Here is an 18,997-nt window from a genome sequence, read left to right on the forward strand (position 1 = left end):
TGCTTCTAACTTGCTGCAATCAGCGAAGCCTTGAATTCTAGCACAGTTTTTAGCGTCGTTGCAATCAAATTTCTTCGATCTTTTCAACACCAGCGATCTGCATCGCTCTCTTCAGCAGAGCCTTGCATTGTAGCACGTTTTTTCAACAAGCCAACAAAAAGAACTTCGCCACCGCAACCAGAGCATCAGCCCCAGCCGCTTGATCAGGCCGCCGAAGCAACCCTCTCATAAAAAAGCCACCCTTGCGGGTGGCTTTTTGATTCTGGCGGAAACGGAGGGATTCGAACCCTCGATGAGGCTCTACACCCCATACTCCCTTAGCAGGGGAGCACCTTCGGCCACTCGGTCACGTTTCCGGAATGACGTTATTGTAACGTGCTTTTTTGCCGGTTTCGGCAAAACGACGATTTTATTCCGGCTTGTCGAGACCGAAGGCGGTGTGCAGGGCGCGCACGGCCAGCTCCAGGTACTTCTCGTCGATGACGACGGAGGTCTTGATCTCGGAGGTGGAGATCATCTGGATGTTCACGCCTTCCTGGCTCAGTGCACGGAACATGGTGGATGCCACGCCCACATGGCTGCGCATGCCGATGCCGACAATGCTGACCTTGGCGATGTTGGGGTTGCCGACGACTTCGGTGGCACCCAGGGCGGGCACGACCTTGTCGCGCAGCAGCTCCATGGCGCGTTGGTAGTCGCCCTGGCTGACGGTGAAGCTGAAGTCGGTTTTGCCTTCCTTGCTGATGTTCTGGATGATCACATCGACTTCGATGTTGGCATCAGCCACCGGACCCAGGATGCCGTAGGCGATGCCGGGGGTGTCGGGCACGCCGAGAACGGAGATCTTGGCTTCGCCGCGGTTGAATGCGATGCCGGATACGACGGCCTTTTCCATTTTTTCGTCTTCCTCAAAAGTAATCAGCGTGCCGGAGGTGGATTCCTCCTCCAGGTCGATGTCCCAGGGCGTGAAGCTGGAGAGCACGCGCATGGGCACCTTGTACTTGCCGGCAAATTCCACCGAGCGGATCTGCAGCACCTTGGAGCCGAGGCTGGCCATCTCCAGCATTTCCTCGAAGCTCACGGTGTTCAGGCGCTTGGCGGCCTGCACCACGCGAGGGTCGGTGGTGTAGACGCCGTCCACGTCGGTATAGATAAGGCACTCGGCCGCCTTCAGCGCCGCAGCCACGGCCACGGCCGAGGTGTCGGAGCCGCCACGACCCAGCGTGGTGACATGTCCGTTGGGATCGATGCCCTGGAAGCCCGTGATGATGACCACGCGGCCAGCGTCGAGTTCGGCGCGAACGCGCTTGTCGTCGATGGACTCGATGCGTGCCTTGGTGAAGCTGCTGTCGGTGCGCACGGGAACTTGCCAGCCCGAGAAGCTGATGGCTTCCACGCCTTCGGCCTGCAGCGCAATGGCCAGCAGTGCCGACGACGCCTGCTCGCCCGTGGAGGCCAGCATGTCGAGTTCACGGTAGTACGCCGTTTTGGCCGAGCTGGGAGCCAGCTCGCTGGCCAGGCCCAGCAGACGGTTGGTTTCGCCACTCATGGCGCTGGGGACGACCACCATCTGGTGACCGGCCCTAGCCCACTTGGCCACGCGCTTGGCAACGTTGCGGATGCGCTCTGTCGAGCCCATCGAGGTGCCGCCGTATTTATGAACGATCAGTGCCATTGGATATCAGGGTGACGAAACTGCTAGGCACGGCGCTGTACGACAGGGGGTGCTTGTGCAAGCCAGGTGCTCAAGAGGACTGCGCATGTAGCGAAATGTCCGTCCAGACCCGTCTTGCGCAAGCCATTTGGTTTTGGCGCGCCGCCGGTTTTCGTGCAAAGTTGGACCAAAACCTGTCAATTGTACCAATCGAGCACTGACCCCAGGCGCCGCACAAAACCCCTGCCCATCTTGAGATGGATGCGGTGGCCTCGCGTACGGCAAACGCCGACCTGCGCGAGCAGTTGATCGAGCTGCGCGGCGCTCGGGGTGGTGGCATGCACGCTGCGCAGCCAGTGGCGCAGCACATTGGCCTGGCGCGCCGGGCTCAGCGCCTGCAATGCGGCGATGCGGGGCGGGTTGCCCACCGCACCCAGGTCGGCCTGGGCCATCTCCTGCAGGAGCTCGGCCGCTTCGGCGCAATGCCGGCTGCTGCGCGCAAAGGTGGCGCGAAACTGGGGGAAGGCCTTGTGCAACGCCGGCAGCAACTGGGCGCGGATGCGATTGCGGGTGTAGCGGGCATCGGCATTGGAAGGGTCTTCCACCCACTCCTGGCCGCGCGCAGCAAGCCAGTCCCGCAATACCTGGCCAGGCAGATCAAGCAGCGGTCGATACCACGCAAGTCCCGCCCTGCTCCACTGCGCCGGCATGGCAGCCAGCCCCGCAACGCCGGCGCCGCGCGACAGTGCCAGCAGCAGCGTCTCGACCTGGTCGTCGGCATGCTGCGCCAGGGCCATGCTGCGAACGGCAGGCATGGGCACACCGCCCTGCGCAGGCCAGGGCTCGTTGGCCGCCTTGATCAACGTGGCGTAGCGCAACTGACGCGCCGCATCCTCAGGGCTTTGGCCCGGCGCGTGGCGCGCATCCACGCGGCAGATCTTCAAGGGGACGGCGTGCTGCGCACAGGTTTTTTCACACTGGAGCACAAAGGCATCGGCGGCCGACTGCAAACCGTGGTGCACATGGATGGCGACGACCTGGCCCGGCCAGCGCTCGGCGCAGGCCAGCAGCAACGCAGTGGAGTCCGCTCCGCCGCTGAAGGCAACGGCCAGCGGCAGCGGTGGCGCAAAGCGCTGGATGGCAGCACCCAAGGCGGCGCCTGACGCGGCGTCTGATGAGGTGCCCGGCAGGTTCTGCGGCAGGTCGGTGATCGGCATTTCCACAGGCTTGGATCAGGTATGTCAGAACTCAGGCCGAGTCCCGGCACAAAAAGAAAACGGCTCCCAGGGGGAGCCGTTCAGTGTGCCAGAGCGTGGCGCCGGCCTTCAGCGATTGTCTGCCTTGGTATCGGCGAAACGGCCGTAGCTTTGCAGGCGCTCGTAGCGGCGGTCCTGCAGTTCCTTGGGCTTGAGGTCGGCCAGCTGGCGGTAGGCATCGCCCAGCGCACGCTTGAGGAAGGCGGCCATTTGCTTGGGGTCGCGGTGGGCGCCGCCCACGGGCTCGTTGACGATCTTGTCCACCAGGCCCAGGGCCTTGAGGCGGTGGGCCGTGATGCCCATGGCATCGGCCGCGTCCTGGGCCTTTTCGCCGGTCTTCCAGAGGATGGAGGCGCAGCCTTCCGGGCTGATCACGGAGTAGACGGCGTATTGCAGCATCAGCACCTGGTCGGCAACGGCAATGGCCAGTGCGCCGCCCGAGCCGCCTTCACCGATGACGGTGGTGATGATGGGGGTCTGCAGCTGGGCCATTTCGTAGATGTTGCGGCCGATGGCTTCGGACTGGCCGCGCTCCTCGGCCTCGATGCCGGGGAAAGCGCCGGGCGTGTCCACGAAGGTGAAGACCGGCAAGCCGAACTTCTCGGCCGTCTTCATGAGACGCAGGGCCTTGCGGTAGCCCTCGGGGCGCGTCATGCCGAAGTTGCGCAGCGTGCGCTCCTTGGTGTCGCGGCCCTTCTGGTGGCCGATGACCATGCAGGACATGCCATTGAAGCGCGCCAGCCCGCCCACGATGGACTGGTCGTCGGCAAAGTGCCGGTCCCCGTGCATCTCGATGAAGTCGGTGAAGCAGTCGCGCACATAGTCCAGCGTGTAGGGACGCTCGGTATGGCGCGCGATCTTGGTGATCTGCCAGGGCGAGAGGTCGCTGTAGATGTCCTTGGTCAGCTGCAGGCTCTTTTTGCTGAGCTGCTCGATCTCTTCCGAGATATCGACTGCGCTTTCGGTCTGCACGTAGCGCAGTTCCTCGATTTTGGATTCGAGCTCGGCGATGGGCTGCTCAAAATCCAGAAAGTTCTTTTTCGCCAACTTGTTTCTCCTTGTCCCAGCCAGGCACGGTGCATGCGTTCCGGCCGGAAAACGGGGGTTGATCGGGTGTGATCGGTTTGTCTTCAGGCGGCAGGCTGCGTCTCGAGCGAGCGCCAAATATACCAAGTCGCCACGGTGCACCACGGCTTCCAGGCCTCGGCAACCTCGCGCGCCTCGCTGCGGCTGACGGGGTCGCCCGAAAAATAGTTCTGGCTGATGCCCGAGATCAGGCCTGCATCGTCCAGCGGCAGCACATTGGGCCGCTGCAGGTAGAAGATGAGGAACATCTCGGCCGTCCACCGGCCCACGCCGCGGATGGACATGAGCTCGGCCACGATGGCTTCGTCGCTCATGCCCTGCCAGTCGTCCTGGTGCAGGCGGTGCTCGGTGAAATGCATGGCCAGATCCACCAGGTAGTCCACCTTGCGGGCGGACAGGCCCACGGCGCGCATGTCGTCCACCTTGAGCTTGAGCACCAGGTCAGGCGTCATCCGCGCAGGCAGGCGTGCGAACTTGTTCCACAGCGTCTGCGCGGCCTTCATCGAGATCTGCTGGCCCACGATGGAGCGCGCCAGCGTGGCAAAGGCATCGCCACCGGGCTGCAGGGCCAGGTGGGCAAAGCGCGGGATCAGGCGCTTCATCACGCGGTCGCGCCGCACGAGCTGGCGGCAGGCCTCGGCCCAGTAGGCAGGCGCGCCTTCGGGAGGCGCGGGCAGCGATATCTTGGCCTTGGGCGTGGCGGCAGCGGCCGCTGCGGCGGCAGGCGGCGAGCCTGCGCGCGCGCCCAGCGTCACCACCGGCAGCGGGGCCGGTTGCTGTTCGGGCACGGGCAGATCGGCCACCAGCGGCAACTGCTCGAAATCCATGGTGTCCAGGGGTTTGGCGGAGGCCATCAAAGCACCTCCCCGCACCTGGCGCGGCACGTCTGGCAAGGCATACGGATCAGCCCTTGGCGGCTGCCTCCCAGGTCGTGCCTGCAGGGGAGTCCTTGAGCACGATGCCCTGTTCCAGCAGGGCCTTGCGGATACGGTCGGCCTCGGCCCAGTCCTTGGCCGCCTTGGCAGCTGCGCGTGCGGCAATCTGCGCCTCGATGGCGGCGGCATCCACATCTGCCGCTCCTGCCTGCAGGAAGGCCTGGGGGTCGCCCTGCAGCAAGCCCAGGCATCCGGCCAGGGCCTTGAGCAGGCCCGCCGTCTCGGCGCTCTTGCTGCGATTGACTTCTGCAGCCAGCTCGAACAGAACGGCCACGGCCTCGGGCGTGCCGAAGTCCTCGTCCATGGCAGCCTTGAAGCGCGCGGCAGCGGGATGATTCCAGTCGATGGCGACCTCGGCAGGGGCCACCAGGCTCAGCGCCGTGTACAGGCGCTTGAGCGCGCCGCGCGCATCGTTCAGATGCACGTCGCTGTAGTTCAGCGGGCTGCGGTAGTGGCTGCGCACGACGAAGAAGCGAACGGTCTCTGCGTCGTATTCCTTGAGCACGTCGCGGATGGTGAAGAAGTTGCCCAGCGACTTGGACATCTTCTCGTTGTCCACGTTGATGAAGCCGTTGTGCATCCAGACCTGCGAGAAAGGCTTGCCGGTCGCGCCTTCGCTCTGGGCAATCTCGTTTTCGTGGTGCGGGAACTGCAGATCGGCACCGCCACCGTGGATGTCGAAGCTCTCGCCCAGCATCTCGCAGCCCATGGCCGAGCACTCGATGTGCCAGCCCGGCCGGCCCGCGCCCCAGGGGCTGGCCCACTTGACCTCATCGGGCTCGCTGGGCTTGGCGCTTTTCCACAGCACGAAGTCCAGCGGGTCCTGCTTGCCGTCCTGCACGGCCACGCGTTCGCCGGCCTGCAATTCGTCCAGCGACTTGCCCGACAGCTTGCCGTAGCCGGGGAACTTGCGCACGGCAAAGTTCACGTCGCCATCGCTGCCCTGGTAGGCCAGGCCCTTGTCCTGCAGGCGGCCGATCATGGACAGCATCTGCGGCACGTATTCGGTGGCGCGCGGCTCATGCGTGGGGCGTTCGATGCCCAGGGCGTCGGCGTCCTGGTGCAGCGCGTCGATCATGCGGTCGGTCAGCGAACGAATGGTCTCGCCGTTCTCCACGGCACGACGGATGATCTTGTCGTCGATGTCGGTGATGTTGCGCACATAGGTCACGCGATTTCCGCTGGCCCGAAGCCAGCGCTGCACCACGTCGAAAGCGACCATGGAGCGCGCGTGTCCCAGGTGGCACAGGTCGTACACGGTCATGCCGCACACATACATGCGCACATGGCCCGGTTCGATTGGCGAAAACGCTTCCAATGCACGCGACAGCGTGTTGTAGATACGCAAACTCATGGATGTTCATCAGGGGAGAAAGGGCCGCTGCAGGGGGCGCGTCCCACGCGCCGCCGGACCCTTGGCGCCGATGCAGGCATGCTCAGCAGGGAGCAGGAGCGGCAGGCGCAGAGCCCGTGTGACCCAGCACACCCCTCAGCTACAATTCACAGCAGTATAAGCCCGCGCCGCGGGGCGTTTCCCCGAGGCCCCGAAAGCACCTACATGCCTCTACGCAACTCGTTTCGCTCCGCCCTGCGCCTCGCGGCACTGGCGGCCCTGCTCGCAACAGGCCACGCCCACGCCGACGACTATACGGAAGTGAACCAGTTGCTGCGCAACGGCAAAAGCACCCAGGCCCTGGCACGCGCCGAAGCCTATCTTGCCAAGAACGCACGCGACCCCCAGATGCGCTTTCTCAAGGCCGTGGCCCTGACCGACAGCGGCAAGACCGACGAGGCCATCGCCGCGCTGAACCAGCTCATCGAGGACTACCCCGAGCTGCCCGAGCCCTACAACAACCTGGCCGTCATCTACGCAGGCCAGAACCAGCTCGACAAGGCCCGCTCCGCCCTGGAGTCGGCCGTGCGCAACAACCCCAACTACGGCGTTGCCTACGAGAATCTGGGCGACATCCACGCCCGCCTGGCCTACGAGGCCTACGGCAAGGCACAAGGCCTGGACGGCCGTGCTGCCAGCGTGCGGCCCAAGCTCAAGCTGCTGCGCGAATTGCTGGCTCCAGTCACCGGCACCAAATAGAAGACACGGCCCACACGCGCACCCCGGCGCCCAGGCACGGCGGTCTGCGCGCCATTTGGGTCTTGCCACGCCTGCGCGCACGCGCAGGAACCTGCCCGGGTTTTCCCACTCCATCCCCCAGCCCTTTGGCTTTCTCAGGAGATTTGCATGACCACACGCCGCATTGCGTCGCTTTCCCTGGCCGGCATGGCCCTGGCCGCTTCCCTTTGCACCGCCCTGCCCGCCATGGCGCAGAACGCCACACCCAAGGTGCAGCTCAAGACCAGCATGGGCGACATCGTGCTGGAGCTGAACGAGGCCAAGGCCCCCAAGACCGTGGCCAACTTCATGCAGTACGTGCGCGACAAGCACTATGACGGCACGGTGTTCCACCGCGTGATGGACGGCTTCATGATCCAGGGCGGCGGCATGGATGCCAGCCTCAAGGAAAAGCCCACGCGCGCGCCGATTCCGCTGGAAGCGGACAACGGCCTCAAGAATGACCGGGGCACCATCGCCATGGCGCGCACTGGCAATCCCAACTCGGCCACCTCGCAGTTCTTCATCAACGTGGTGAACAACGACATGCTCAACGCACCCAAGCCTGACGGACACGGCTACGCCGTCTTCGGCCGCGTGGTCCAGGGCATGGATGTGGTGGACAAAATCCGCACGGTGGCCACGGGCAACCAGGGCATGCACCAGAATGTACCCACCAAGCCGGTGACCATCCTCTCGGCCACCGAAGTCAAGTAAACCGCGCGCCGCGCCCAGCGTGGCACGCCCCTGCCCTCCACCCAACAAGGAATCGCCATGAGCAATCCCCAAGTCGAACTCCACATCGCCGACCACGGCGTCATCACCCTCGAACTCGACGCCGCCAAGGCCCCCAAGAGCACCGAGAACTTCCTGGCCTATGTGAACAAGGGCCACTACGACAACACCATCTTCCATCGCATCATCGATGGCTTCATGATCCAGGGCGGCGGCTTCGAGCCCGGCATGAAGCAAAAGGGCACCGATGCGCCCATCGAGAACGAGGCCAAGAACGGCCTGAAGAACGACAAGTACACCATCGCCATGGCCCGTACCGGCGACCCGCACTCGGCCACCGCCCAGTTCTTCATCAACGTGGCCGACAACGGCTTCCTGAACCACACCTCGCCCAGCGCCCAGGGCTGGGGCTATGCCGTGTTCGGCAAGGTGGTCAAGGGCACCGAGATCGTGGACAAGCTGCGCGGCGTGAAGACCGGCCGCAACGGCGGCCACCAGGACGTGCCCAAGGATGACGTGATCATCGAAAAGGCCGTGGCCCTGTAATCAGGCGCCCTTCCGACAAGGCGGCTGCCCCCTTGGCGTGCAGCCGCCCTGTTGTCCATGCACATGGCCCGCCCCTGTCCGTGCCCATGGACAACAGCCCTGCTCCAGAGCCTTCCCCAGCCTTCATGCAGCGCCCTTGCCGGGCGCGCACCCGCCCATGGCCCAGACTGCCGCACCTCGCCCTCCCTGCGTGCCGCCCATTGCGGCCGAATGGACACTGCCCGCGGCCTGGCGCACGCTGGACTTCATCTCCGACCTGCACCTGCAGGCCTGCGAGCCCGCCACCGTGCAGGCCTTTCGCCGCTACCTGCACGCCACGCAGGCCGATGCCGTCTTTCTGCTCGGTGACCTGTTCGAAGTCTGGGTGGGCGACGACGCCTTGCTGGATCCCGGCAGTTTCGAGGCCGATTGCGCCGCCACCCTGCGCGAGGCCGCCGCCCGCAGGCCGCTGTTCTTCATGCAGGGCAACCGCGACTTCCTGACCGGAGCGCAGTTCGATGCGCTGTGCGGCACGACCACGCTGGCCGACCCCACCGTGCTCGACTGCGGCGACCAGCGCATCCTGCTCAGCCATGGCGATGCCTTGTGCCTGGACGATACGGACTACCAGCGCTTTCGCGCCATGGCGCGCTCCGCCGCGTGGCAGGCGGCCTTCCTGGCGCAGCCGCTGCCGCTGCGCCGCGAGCAGGCACGCGGCATCCGGCAGGAGAGCGAATCGCGCAAACGTGAATCGGCCGGAGCGGACGCAGCCGCCCCCTCCGCCAGCCACACCGCCGCCATGCCCACCTATGCCGACCTGGATGCCGAGGCCACGCGCAGCTGGCTGCGCGCCGCACGCGCCGCCACCCTGGTCCACGGCCACACGCACCGCCCGGCCGACCATGAACTGGGCGATGGCCTGCGGCGTGTGGTGCTCAGCGACTGGGATTTGGCAGCCGCCGTGCCGCGCGCCGAAGTGCTGCGCTGGGAGCAGGGCCAGGGCCTGCGGCGCCTGCCGCTGTCCGAAGTACTTGAACAGGCGCCCCAACGATGAGCCTCTGGCGACAACTGGGCCACTGGGCCCGGCGGCTGGGCCGCCGCGCACGCTCCGCCGTCTCGCCGGTGCCCGAGATACCAGCGCCACTGTGGCTGTCCACACTGGCCGCCTACCCCTTTCTTTCCTCGCTGACGCTGGAGGAGCAATCGAAGCTGCGCGCACTGGCCGCCGTCTTCCTGCAGCGCAAGCGCTTCCACGGCGCGCACGGCCTGCAAGTGAGCGACGCCATGGCGCTGGAGATTGCCGCCCAGGCCTGCCTGCCACTGCTGCATTGGGGCGAGCCGCAGGGCGCGCTGTCCTGGTATGACGACTTTGTCGGCATCGTGGTGCACCCGGGCGATGCCGTGGCACGGCGCCAGAGCATGGACGAGGCCGGCGTCATCCACGACTACGACGAAGTGATAATGGGCGAGGCCATGCATGGCGGCCCCGTCATGCTGAGCTGGCAGGCCATCGGCGCAGGCCGCGGGCCGCATGCCAGCCACCACGGTCACGGCGGCCAGGCCGCCAACGTGGTGATCCACGAATTCGCCCACAAGATCGACATGCGCAACGGCGGCGCCGATGGCTGCCCGCCCCTGCCGCCCGGTTTCATGGGCAGCGGCTCCGCGCGCCAGGCCCGCGAGATATGGCAGGCCGCCTGGGCGCCGGCCTACGACGCCTTCCGTGAGCAGATCACCATCGCCGAACGCTTTGGCGGCGAATGGCCCTGGCTGGACGGCTATGGCGCCACGGCGCCCGCCGAATTCTTCGCCGTGGCCTGCGAAGCCTTCTTCGTGGACCGCGCCCGCTTTGCCCTGGAATTCCCCACGCTGGAGCCGCTGCTGGCTGCGCTCTTCAAGCCGGCCACCCGTCACCCCTGATCGGAGCAAACCTCCTTCAGGGCCTGGGCAAACAGGCGCTGCTCCTCGTACTGCCCGCCCGCCTTGCGCTCGAACAGGGTGATGGGTGGCAGGGTCCAGCCGAAACGGTGGCGCACAATGCCCACGCCCGCGATGCGCACCAGTTCCTCGGCAATGTCGGCCGGCACGATGGACACGGCCCGCTCATTGGCCGCCACCAGTTCGCCGATCACCTTGGCCGAGAGCGTTTCCACAAACGGCGGCGGCGGCTCCACGCCCGCGCGCAGAAAAAAGTCGATGATCTGCTCGCGCATGGGCGTGCGGCGCTGGCCCAGCACCCAGTCAAGCCCCGTGAGTTCGGCCCACTGCAGAGGCCGGCGCCCCAGCCGCGTGGCCAGGCTGCGGTGGGCGATCAGGCGAGGCTCCTGCTCATAAAGCACGCTGTGCCGTATGCCGCTCATGTCCAGCACGGCCGAGGCGCGGCCAATCACGCAGTCCAGCTCATGTGCGCGCAACTTTTGCAGCAGGCGGTCGCTGGTGTCCTCATGCAGCGTGACCGTGATGCGCCGGCCTTGCGGCCGCGTCCTGCCGATGGCATCGGCCAACATGCGCGCCGGCAGGAAGGGGATGACACCCACCTGCAGGTGCGCCGCACGCTGCTGCCCCACGGCCTCGATGTCGTGGGCCCAATGGTCCAGATCGGCCAGCATGCCCCGGGCGCGCGCCAGCACCAGCGCGCCCAGCTCCGTGGGCTCCATGCCGCGCGCAGAACGCAGGAACAGCGGCGCGCCGAACAATGACTCCAGCTCGGCCAGGGCCTGGGTCACGGCGGGCTGGCTGGTGGCCATGCGCACGGCCACGCGGGTCAGCGTGCCCAGCTCGCTGATGGAGCGCAGCAGCAGCAAATGCTTCATCTTCAAACGCGTGGCCATGCGGTGGGCCAGTTGGGCAGCGGTCGATGCAGTGCGGTTTTGCGGCATGAATTCAGGCGTGGCGCGTCATAAGCAAAACCATATTGAACAATAAAAACAAACGAATTTCTGCTTATGCATGCGTTCCAGAATTCCGGCGTCTTGCACACCCAGAACGAAAGGACCAGGCAGACCATGGATGGCATGTTTTTCATCATCGCGCTGGGCGCGGCGGCGGCCGGATTCGTGCAGGGCCTGTCGGGCTTTGCCTTCGGCATGGTGGCCATGTCGTTCTGGGCCTGGGTGCTGGAGCCGCGCGATGCGGCCGTGCTCACCGTCTTCGGCTCGCTGCTGGGCCAGGTGCTGTCGGCCATCACCGTGCGACGCGGGTTTGCGCTGGCAAAGCTGCTGCCCTTCATCCTGGGCGGTCTTGCCGGCATTCCGCTGGGTGTCTTGCTGCTGCCGCACCTGGACATGGCCTGGTTCAAGGCCCTGCTGGGCGGCATGCTGGTGCTGTGGTGCCCGGTGATGCTGCTGTCGGCCCGCCTGCCCAGGCTGGCGCGCGGCGGCAGTGTGGCAGACGGCGCCGTGGGCCTGGCGGGCGGCGTGATGGGCGGACTGGGCGGCTTCACGGGCACGCTGCCCACGCTGTGGTGCACGCTGCGCGGCTACCCCAAGGATGAGCAGCGCTCGGTCATCCAGAACTTCAACCTGTCCATGCTGGCCGTGACCATGGCCACCTACCTGGGCACCGGCATGGTCGCGCGCAGCATGCTGCCGCTGTTCGCCATCGTGGCGCCGGCCATGCTCATTCCATCGCTGCTGGGCTCCAGGCTCTATATCGGCATCAGCGAGATGCGTTTCCGGCAGATCGTGCTGGGCCTGCTGTGCCTGTCCGGCGTGGCGCTGCTGGCCTCCTCGGTGCCGGTGCTGCTGCAGCGCGCGGGCTGAGCACGCCGAACGCGCTGCCGGGAAGGCCTGGAACCAAGCCTGCGGGCTGCAGCAGATGACCAGGCAACGGCAGCAACACGTGCAGGGGCTGGGCAATGAACTGGCCGCCGCCAAGAAGGATCTGCAGCGCGCGCAAGACTGGGCACTGCCTTCGAAAAAAGGCGGGGCAGGAATCGCTCCCTGCTCCGCCTTCAGGCGCCCGCCGCGTGGCGGGAACGCCTTCTTCTCCCTCGATGGCGCATCAGTACCGCGCGTCGGCCGGCTTCTTGTCCTTGGGCCAGTCCTTGTGCTTGTTGGCAAAGTCCGGGCGCGGCTGGTGGCTGAAGTACTCGGCCACGTCCACGGCCTCCTGGTCGCTGAGGCCGCCCTGGCCCAGCGGGAAATTGCCATGGAAGGCGATGGGCATGTTGCGCTTGACGAAGGCCGCTGCCGTGTAGGTGCGCGCCATGCCCGCGCCGATGTTGAAGGACTGGTCACCCCACAGCGGCGGATAGACCCACTGGCCCTTGGCGTTCTTCACGCCTTCGCCCTCGCCGCCATGGCAGACCGCGCACTGGGCCGCATAGACCTTCTTGCCGTTGTCCACGTTGGGCACGATGGACTGGCTGATCTTGCCCACGCCCCGGCCTTCGACCTTGTCCTCGGGCTTGGTTTCGCGGCGCATCCAGTCGAAGTAGGCGACCATGGCCCTGATCTCGTCGGACTCCAGCGGCAGCGGCTTGCCGTTCATGGAGCGCAGGAAGCAGCCATTGATGCGGTCCTCCAGCGTGATGACGCGGCCCGCGCGCGGCGCATAGCCGGGGAAGAAGGCCGAGACACCGATGTAGGGCGAACCATCGGCCACCGTGCCCGCGTTCAGGTGGCAGCTGGCGCAGTTCAGCGCGTTGCCCACATTCCTGGGCAGCAGGTCGCGCGTCTCAATGTTCAGGCGGGCGCCGTAGACTAGTTGCTTCGCATTGGATTCGTCCAGCATGGCGGCCAGGCGCGGCGTCTCGAAGGGGCGTGCGCTTTCGCCCTTGGCATCGAGCTGCTTGCGCATGGATTGCACCTCCCTGGCATGGATCTCGCGCGCATCGGCACGGCCCCAGCTCTTGCGGGCGAAGTTGAGGATGTCGGCGATCTCTGCATCCTTGAGCTGTGCGAAGGCGGGCATGGTCAGCGGCCGGGCGTGGCTTTGCGTGACGGGCGCCTTCCAGCCCGCCAGCATCAGATGGATCAGCGTGGACGGGTCCTGCGACTGCAGCGAGAAATTGCCGGCCAGTGGCGGGAACACGTCCTTCACGCCGCCGCCATCGGCACGGTGGCAGTCGGCGCAGAACTGCAGATAGCCCAGGCCGCCCCGGCTGGCGTAGAGATCGGCAGGCACATCGGAAGACACTGCCGACGTGGCGGACGGCGCATGCACGGAAGCCTGCGACGCCGGATGCGGGGCGATGACCGGCCCCGGCCCCTGGGCCACCTGCATGGGCAGGTCGTTCTTGCCTGCGGGCAGCGACTTCAGATAGATGCCGATGGCCAACAGGTCCTCGTCACTCATGTACTGGGTGCTGTGCTGGACCACATCGACCATGTTGCCGGAGACCGTGCCGTGGCTGTTGCGCCCGGTCTTGAGCAACTGGGCGGTCTCCTCGGGTGTCCACAGGTCGCGCAGGCTCAGTGCGCGCCAGTTCTCCACGGTCTCGCCGGCCAGGAAGTACTCGCCCTTGCGGCCCTCGCCGGTCATGGTCTTTTCCTGGAAGCCCACGCCGCGCGGCGTATGGCAGGCGCCGCAGTGGCCCAGGCCCTGCACCAGGTAGGCGCCCCGGTTCCACTGGGCAGTTTGCTGCGGTTGGGGCTGGAAGGGCGCGTCATCCAGAAACACCCAGTTCCACAGCGCCAGGCCCCAGCGCTGGTTGAAGGGAAAGCCCAGGTCGGACTCCTTGTTGGCCGCCTTCACGGGCGCCACGCCCTGCATCAGGTAGGCATACAGGGCCTGCATGTCCTCGGCCGTCATCTTGGCGTAGGAGGGATAGGGCATGGCCGGGTACATGTTGCGGCCATCGGCCGCCACGCCCTTGCGCATGGCGCGGTCGAACTGCTCGAAGCTGTATTTGCCCATGCCCGTATCGGCGTCGGGCGAGATATTGGTGGAATAGATCTTGCCGAATGGCGTCTCCAGCGCCAGGCCACCACCCATGGGCTGTGTTTTATTTCCGGTATGGCAGGCCACGCAATCACCCAGTCGCGCGATATAACGGCCACGGTCCACCAGGTTTCTTTGCTCGGCGCTCAGGTCCGCCGCATAGTCGGCGGGCAGGTCATCGATGATCTGCGGCATTTGCGCATGATCCACCTCGGGCGCCGGTGCCGAGATGGCGAGCTGCCATGCGGCAGCCGACAGCACGGCCACGCACAGCAGGCCTTGCTTGAGCGAGAGTTTCATCGTCTTCTATCCCGTGAAATAAATTATTATTGAAAGAGAAAATCGGATATTGACGAGATATTCCACCCAACGCATGCAACCATTGCAGCAAATATCAATCTCTTTGCGCAATATCTTCTTATATATACAAATTCTAGTGGAATCACCCTATTTTTTGATGCAAGCCGACGAAAAAGATAAGCCACTTGCGCATTTAACGCGGGCTTAATCCATCCATAGGAAAAGTGGCGGCGCAAATGGGGCGCAGCAATGCAAAGCGGCCCCGCGAAGGGGCCGCCATGTGTACATCCCGGGGATGCCGGGTGCGTGGACAGGCTCGGCTCAACCCGCGTGGATCATCCGGCGCGCGGCCTGCGCCACGCTGTGTGCATCCACCCCAAAGTAGCCGCGCAGCGCCGCACGCGTGTCGCTGCGGCCGAAGCCGTCCGTGCCCAGCGTGAGGAAACGGCGGCCTGCGGGCAGGAAGGCGCGCACGGTCTCGGGCACCGCGCGCACATAGTCGGTGGCGGCAATCACCGGGCCCTGCGTACCGTGCAGCAGCTGCGCGATCCAGGGCTGGCCAGGTGCCTCGCCCGCCAGCATGCGCTGCTCGCAGGCCACGCCATCGCGCGCCAGCTCGCTCCAGCTGGTCACGCTGACCACGGTGGCGGCCATGCCCTCGCTGGCCAATTGCTCGGCGGCCTTGAGCACTTCGGTGAGGATGGCGCCCGATCCCAGCAAGGTGACATGCTGCGTGGCACGGTCCGCATCGCCAAAGCGGCTGAACACATAGGCGCCGCGCAGCACGCCTTCGGCAGCGCCTGCGGGCAGGTCGGGCTGGGCATAGTTCTCGTTCATCAGCGTGACGTAGTAGAAGACATCGCGCTGCTCGACCAGCATCTCGCGCATGCCGGCGTCCAGGATCACGGCGAGTTCGCCGGCATGCGCAGGGTCCCAGGCCTTGCAGTTGGGAATGGTGGCCGCCACCAGATGGCTGGAGCCGTCCTGGTGCTGCAGGCCTTCTCCGCCCAGCGTGGTGCGGCCCGAGGTGGCGCCCAGCAAAAAGCCGCGCGCCCGCTGGTCGGCCGCCGCCCAGATGGCGTCGCCCACGCGCTGGAAGCCGAACATGGAGTAGTAGATGTAGAACGGAAGCATGGCCAGGCCGTGCACGCTGTAGCTGGTGGCCGCCGCCGTCCAGCTGGCGACGGCGCCGGCCTCGCTGATGCCCTCCTCCAGGATCTGGCCGTCCAGCGCCTCGCGGTAGGACAGCACCGAGCCGATGTCCTCGGGCGCGTAGCGCTGGCCCAGGCTGCTGTAGATGCCCACCTGCTTGAACAGGTTGGCCATGCCGAAGGTGCGCGCCTCGTCGGCCACGATGGGCACGATGCGCGGGCCCAGCTGCGCATCCTTGAGCAGGCTGCCCAGCATGCGCACGAAGGCCATGGTGGTGCTCATTTCCTTGCCGGCAGGTGCCAGCGCGAACTGGGCGTATTGCTCCAGCGCTGGAACGGACACGCGGTCGCACACCGTTTCGCGGCGCGGCAGTGCGCCGCCCAGGGCCGTTCGGCGCTCGCGCAGGTACTGCATCTCGGCACTGTCATCGGCAGGCTTGTGGAAGGCCAGGCCCTTGGCCTGCTCGTCACTGAGCGGCAGGTTGAAGCGGTTGCGGAACTCGATCAGGTCGGTCTCGTCCAGCTTCTTCTGGCTGTGCGTGGTCATCTTGCCCTGCCCGGCCGAGCCCATGCCGTAGCCCTTCTTGGTATGGGCCAGGATCACCGTGGGCTGGCCGCGATGGGCGGCAGCCGCTGCATAGGCCGCATGGATCTTCACCAGATCATGGCCGCCGCGCTTCAAGCGGTCGATCTGCTCGTCCGTCAGGCCCTGGGCCAGGGCGGCGAGCTCGGGGTTCTGTCCAAAGAAATGCTCGCGGTTGTAGCGGCCGTCCTTGGCGGCGAACGTCTGCATCTGCCCGTCCACCGTGCCGCCCAGCGTGCGTGCCAGGGTGCCGGTGATGTCGCGAGCCAACAGCCCGTCCCAGTCGCTGCCCCACAGCAGCTTGACCACGTTCCAGCCCGCGCCGGCGAACAGCCGCTCCAGCTCATCGACGATGCGGCCGTTGCCGCGCACCGGGCCGTCCAGGCGCTGCAGATTGCAGTTGACCACCCAGACCAGGTTGTCCAGCCCCTCGCGCGCGGCCAGCGTGAGGGCACTCATGCTTTCGGGCTCGTCCATCTCGCCGTCGCCGAACACGCCCCAGACCTTGCGCTCCTGGCAGTCCAGCAGGCGGCGGTGCGTGAGATAGCGCATGAAGCGCGCGTGGTAGATGCTGCTGATGGGGCCTATGCCCATGGAGCCCGTCGGGAACTGCCAGAAATCGGGCATCAGCCAGGGATGGGGATAGCTGGACAGGCCTTGCGCGCCAGCGGCCGGCGCGCTGATCTCCTGCCGATAGTGCTGCAGGTCCTGCTCGCTCAGCCGCCCTTCCAGGAAGGCGCGCGCATACACGCCGGGGGCGCTGTGCGGCTGGAAGAACACCAGGTCGCCCCGGTGCTGGCCCGGCGCCAGCCCCTCCCGGGCATGGAAGAAATGGTTGAACCCGGTCTCGAACAGGTCGGCCGCGCTGGCGTAGCTGGCGATGTGCCCGCCCAGCTCGCCATAGGCCTGGTTGGCGCGCACCACCATGGCCAGCGCGTTCCAGCGCATGATGGACGCCAGCCGCTCCTCCATGGCCAGGTCGCCCGGAAACACCGGCTGCTGCTGCGCGGCCACGGTGTTCACATAGGGCGTATTCAGGTCGGGCTGCCAGCCCAGGCGCTGCTCGCGCGCCATGCGCGCCAGCTCTTCGAGCACGAAGCGCGCGCGCTGCGGCCCCTCGGCGGCGACCAGGGCCGCGAAGGCCTCCCGCCATTCGGTGGTTTCCTGGGGATCGGTATCGATATCGGCCAGCGTGGCCAGCGGCGTGGGTGCGTTCATGCCCGCCACTTTAGGACTGGCGGACCGGCATGAGCAGCCGTTCATGGATAAGGGAAACGCCATATTCCAGCATTTCATGCCGGCATCTACATAAAATCCGGCACATGAAACTGGACACCATCGACTTGCGCATTCTGGCCGAGTTGCAAACGGACGGCTCGCTGTCCAACGTGGAACTGGCGCGCCGCGTGCACCTGTCGCCCTCGCCCTGCCTGGCGCGCGTCAAGGCGCTGGAGAAGGCCGGCGTGATCGCGCGCTATGTGGCGCTGGCCAATGCGTCGGCCCTGGGGCTGGGGCTGAACGTGTTCATCAACATCAGCCTCAAGTCCCAGGCCAAGGAATCGCTGGCCGACTTCGAGCGCCGCATTGCCGAGCACGACGAAGTCATGGAGTGCTACCTGATGAGCGGCGACGCCGACTACCTGATCCGCGTGGCCCTGGCCGACATCGGTGCGCTGGAGCGCTTCATCGTGGAGCAGCTCACGCCGATTCCGGGCATAGAGAAGATCCGCTCCAGCTTCACGCTCAAGCAGGTGCGGTACAAGACCGCCCTGCCCCTGCCGGCCGCAGGCTGAGGCGGATGGAGACTGGCCTCAGCCCGCAGGCTTGGCCATCTCGCCGGTGGCGATGCGGCGGCGCAACTCGCCCAGCACGGCCTTGAGGCGGCGCTCGTTGTCCAGCCCCACGCGCACCAGCATCTTCTGGCCGCTGGACAGGGCCTGCAGCTCCGGGTCGGCGTATTCGTAGCGCACCCAGGGCTGGACGGAAGGCACCTCGCCCTCCACCTTGGTCAGCCTGACCTGCACCGGGCCAGCGGGCTCGGGCGCGGCGCGCAGATGGTCTATGACGGCAATGAGACGATCGTTGAAATAGCGGCTGGGATAGCCCAGGTCTTCATAGGCGGTCTGGAACAGGGGATACAGCCGGGCATAGAGCTTGACGGCCCCGTCCATGGGAATGGACTCGGCGAAGGCCACGAAGGCCTTGTAGCGTGCGGCGTTGGCGGGGGAGATGGCCTGTGCCTCCCCGGCCTCCGCCGCGCCCTCCACCGTGAAACGCTGCGGCGCGGGGTGCACGGGCCAAAGCCGTGCAGGGGCCTGGGAGCGGGTCAGGTTGTCCACGGTGGCCACGGCGCGGCGCACAAAACCGTCCATCTGCAGAAAGCTGCCTGCCTTGTCACGGCCCAGCAGGCCGTTCAGGGCCTGGGCGACATGGGCGTCGGAGTCCTGCAGCGCGGGCAGGCCGGGCGCGGGTGGCTCCAGCGCATCGACAGGGTTCTGGGGCTCGGTCAGCTCGGGCGCGGGGACGGGTTCAGGCTCGGCAGGCTGGGCGGGCGCCTCTGCCACTTCGGGCGGCGCCTCGGACACGTCGGCGGGACGCCACCAGTACCACCAGGCTGCGCCCCCCACGGCGGCAGCCGCCAGTACCGCTGCGGCGATGCCGAAAGCCGATGGGCCGGAGGATCTGGCGCGGGGGCGGAAGTCTTGGGGGTCGCGTTCTGGCATGGAGGGGTCCTTTGGCTTGGGCAGGGGGCTGGCAGCACAGTTGCCGCAGGACGTGC

The 18,997-nt window shown here is 66.3% G+C and carries 16 protein-coding genes and 1 tRNA gene; 7 read left to right on the forward strand and 10 right to left on the reverse strand.

What is annotated here, in order from left to right; genetic code table 11:
* Positions 1–263: 263 nt before the first annotated feature.
* The 6 genes from ACF8LI_RS25270 to cysS all read right to left on the reverse strand — a co-directional run bounded on the left by ACF8LI_RS25270 (position 264) and on the right by cysS (position 6,285).
* Positions 264–356, reverse strand: a tRNA-Ser gene (locus ACF8LI_RS25270).
* A 53-nt stretch (positions 357–409) separates the two neighbouring features.
* Positions 410–1,675 carry an aspartate kinase gene (locus tag ACF8LI_RS25275; RefSeq protein WP_392414491.1) on the reverse strand — a complete coding sequence of 422 codons (1,266 nt, stop codon included), beginning with the start codon at positions 1,673–1,675 and terminating at the stop codon, positions 410–412.
* A 176-nt stretch (positions 1,676–1,851) separates the two neighbouring features.
* Positions 1,852–2,871: a tRNA lysidine(34) synthetase TilS gene (gene tilS / locus ACF8LI_RS25280; RefSeq protein ID WP_392414492.1), complete on the reverse strand. Its 1,020-nt coding sequence runs from the start codon at positions 2,869–2,871 to the stop codon at positions 1,852–1,854.
* Positions 2,872–2,979: 108 nt separating this feature from the next.
* Positions 2,980–3,957: an acetyl-CoA carboxylase carboxyltransferase subunit alpha gene (locus tag ACF8LI_RS25285; RefSeq protein WP_016450532.1), complete on the reverse strand. Its 978-nt coding sequence runs from the start codon at positions 3,955–3,957 to the stop codon at positions 2,980–2,982.
* Positions 3,958–4,040: 83 nt separating this feature from the next.
* A complete protein-coding gene (locus tag ACF8LI_RS25290) occupies positions 4,041–4,850 on the reverse strand; it encodes a DNA-3-methyladenine glycosylase (RefSeq protein ID WP_016453875.1) in 810 nt (269 codons plus the stop codon).
* 49 nt (positions 4,851–4,899) lie between these two features.
* Positions 4,900–6,285, reverse strand: a complete 1,386-nt coding sequence (gene cysS, locus ACF8LI_RS25295; RefSeq protein ID WP_026062450.1) for a cysteine--tRNA ligase — start codon at positions 6,283–6,285, stop codon at positions 4,900–4,902.
* A gap of 204 nt (positions 6,286–6,489) precedes the next feature.
* Between cysS and ACF8LI_RS25300 the strand changes: the two genes are divergently transcribed.
* The 5 genes from ACF8LI_RS25300 to ACF8LI_RS25320 all read left to right on the forward strand — a co-directional run bounded on the left by ACF8LI_RS25300 (position 6,490) and on the right by ACF8LI_RS25320 (position 10,221).
* Positions 6,490–7,023 (forward strand): tetratricopeptide repeat protein, encoded by a 534-nt coding sequence (locus ACF8LI_RS25300; RefSeq protein ID WP_016450535.1) that lies wholly within the window; start codon positions 6,490–6,492, stop codon positions 7,021–7,023.
* Between the two features lie 147 nt (positions 7,024–7,170).
* Positions 7,171–7,758 (forward strand): peptidylprolyl isomerase, encoded by a 588-nt coding sequence (locus tag ACF8LI_RS25305; protein WP_016450536.1) that lies wholly within the window; start codon positions 7,171–7,173, stop codon positions 7,756–7,758.
* 57 nt (positions 7,759–7,815) lie between these two features.
* Positions 7,816–8,322 carry a peptidylprolyl isomerase gene (locus tag ACF8LI_RS25310; protein WP_016450537.1) on the forward strand — a complete coding sequence of 169 codons (507 nt, stop codon included), beginning with the start codon at positions 7,816–7,818 and terminating at the stop codon, positions 8,320–8,322.
* A gap of 157 nt (positions 8,323–8,479) precedes the next feature.
* Complete coding sequence (locus ACF8LI_RS25315) at positions 8,480–9,355, forward strand: UDP-2,3-diacylglucosamine diphosphatase (protein ID WP_016453877.1); 876 nt, start codon at positions 8,480–8,482, stop codon at positions 9,353–9,355.
* Positions 9,352–10,221, forward strand: a complete 870-nt coding sequence (locus tag ACF8LI_RS25320) for a zinc-dependent peptidase (protein WP_017405651.1) — start codon at positions 9,352–9,354, stop codon at positions 10,219–10,221. Before ACF8LI_RS25315 ends, ACF8LI_RS25320 begins: the two co-directional genes overlap by 4 nt.
* Here ACF8LI_RS25320 and ACF8LI_RS25325 read toward each other — a convergent pair.
* Positions 10,212–11,180 (reverse strand): LysR family transcriptional regulator, encoded by a 969-nt coding sequence (locus tag ACF8LI_RS25325; protein ID WP_392414493.1) that lies wholly within the window; start codon positions 11,178–11,180, stop codon positions 10,212–10,214. The two genes, ACF8LI_RS25320 and ACF8LI_RS25325, sit on opposite strands and share 10 nt — an antisense overlap.
* 126 nt (positions 11,181–11,306) lie before the next feature.
* On the opposite strand from ACF8LI_RS25325, the gene ACF8LI_RS25330 reads away from it, so the two are divergent.
* Positions 11,307–12,062 (forward strand): sulfite exporter TauE/SafE family protein, encoded by a 756-nt coding sequence (locus ACF8LI_RS25330; RefSeq protein WP_026062448.1) that lies wholly within the window; start codon positions 11,307–11,309, stop codon positions 12,060–12,062.
* Between the two features lie 241 nt (positions 12,063–12,303).
* Here the strand turns inward: ACF8LI_RS25330 and ACF8LI_RS25335 are convergent, their stop codons facing one another.
* A complete protein-coding gene (locus tag ACF8LI_RS25335) occupies positions 12,304–14,484 on the reverse strand; it encodes a c-type cytochrome (RefSeq protein WP_392414494.1) in 2,181 nt (726 codons plus the stop codon).
* 321 nt (positions 14,485–14,805) lie between these two features.
* Positions 14,806–17,436, reverse strand: a complete 2,631-nt coding sequence (mdeB, locus tag ACF8LI_RS25340) for an alpha-ketoglutarate dehydrogenase (RefSeq protein WP_392414495.1) — start codon at positions 17,434–17,436, stop codon at positions 14,806–14,808.
* Positions 17,437–17,540: 104 nt separating this feature from the next.
* Between mdeB and ACF8LI_RS25345 the strand changes: the two genes are divergently transcribed.
* Positions 17,541–18,011: an Lrp/AsnC family transcriptional regulator gene (locus ACF8LI_RS25345; protein ID WP_012204416.1), complete on the forward strand. Its 471-nt coding sequence runs from the start codon at positions 17,541–17,543 to the stop codon at positions 18,009–18,011.
* 18 nt (positions 18,012–18,029) lie between these two features.
* Here the strand turns inward: ACF8LI_RS25345 and ACF8LI_RS25350 are convergent, their stop codons facing one another.
* Complete coding sequence (locus ACF8LI_RS25350; RefSeq protein WP_343740865.1) at positions 18,030–18,941, reverse strand: DUF3014 domain-containing protein; 912 nt, start codon at positions 18,939–18,941, stop codon at positions 18,030–18,032.
* Positions 18,942–18,997 lie beyond the last annotated feature (56 nt).

It is taken from the genome of Delftia sp. WSY_12 (assembly GCF_043104645.1).
Lineage (GTDB): Bacteria > Pseudomonadota > Gammaproteobacteria > Burkholderiales > Burkholderiaceae_C > Comamonas > Comamonas tsuruhatensis.

Coding starts and splice junctions, on each gene's coding strand:
- ACF8LI_RS25350 (WP_343740865.1), bottom strand. CDS start 18,941: ATGCCAGAACGCGACCCCCAAGACTTCCGCCCCCGCGCCAGATCCTCC.
- ACF8LI_RS25290 (WP_016453875.1), bottom strand. CDS start 4,850: ATGGCCTCCGCCAAACCCCTGGACACCATGGATTTCGAGCAGTTGCCG.
- ACF8LI_RS25315 (WP_016453877.1), top strand. CDS start 8,480: ATGGCCCAGACTGCCGCACCTCGCCCTCCCTGCGTGCCGCCCATTGCG.
- ACF8LI_RS25335 (WP_392414494.1), bottom strand. CDS start 14,484: ATGAAACTCTCGCTCAAGCAAGGCCTGCTGTGCGTGGCCGTGCTGTCG.
- ACF8LI_RS25330 (WP_026062448.1), top strand. CDS start 11,307: ATGGATGGCATGTTTTTCATCATCGCGCTGGGCGCGGCGGCGGCCGGA.
- ACF8LI_RS25275 (WP_392414491.1), bottom strand. CDS start 1,675: ATGGCACTGATCGTTCATAAATACGGCGGCACCTCGATGGGCTCGACA.
- ACF8LI_RS25325 (WP_392414493.1), bottom strand. CDS start 11,180: ATGCCGCAAAACCGCACTGCATCGACCGCTGCCCAACTGGCCCACCGC.
- ACF8LI_RS25300 (WP_016450535.1), top strand. CDS start 6,490: ATGCCTCTACGCAACTCGTTTCGCTCCGCCCTGCGCCTCGCGGCACTG.
- ACF8LI_RS25310 (WP_016450537.1), top strand. CDS start 7,816: ATGAGCAATCCCCAAGTCGAACTCCACATCGCCGACCACGGCGTCATC.
- ACF8LI_RS25320 (WP_017405651.1), top strand. CDS start 9,352: ATGAGCCTCTGGCGACAACTGGGCCACTGGGCCCGGCGGCTGGGCCGC.
- ACF8LI_RS25305 (WP_016450536.1), top strand. CDS start 7,171: ATGACCACACGCCGCATTGCGTCGCTTTCCCTGGCCGGCATGGCCCTG.
- tilS (WP_392414492.1), bottom strand. CDS start 2,871: ATGCCGATCACCGACCTGCCGCAGAACCTGCCGGGCACCTCATCAGAC.
- cysS (WP_026062450.1), bottom strand. CDS start 6,285: ATGAGTTTGCGTATCTACAACACGCTGTCGCGTGCATTGGAAGCGTTT.
- ACF8LI_RS25345 (WP_012204416.1), top strand. CDS start 17,541: ATGAAACTGGACACCATCGACTTGCGCATTCTGGCCGAGTTGCAAACG.
- mdeB (WP_392414495.1), bottom strand. CDS start 17,436: ATGAACGCACCCACGCCGCTGGCCACGCTGGCCGATATCGATACCGAT.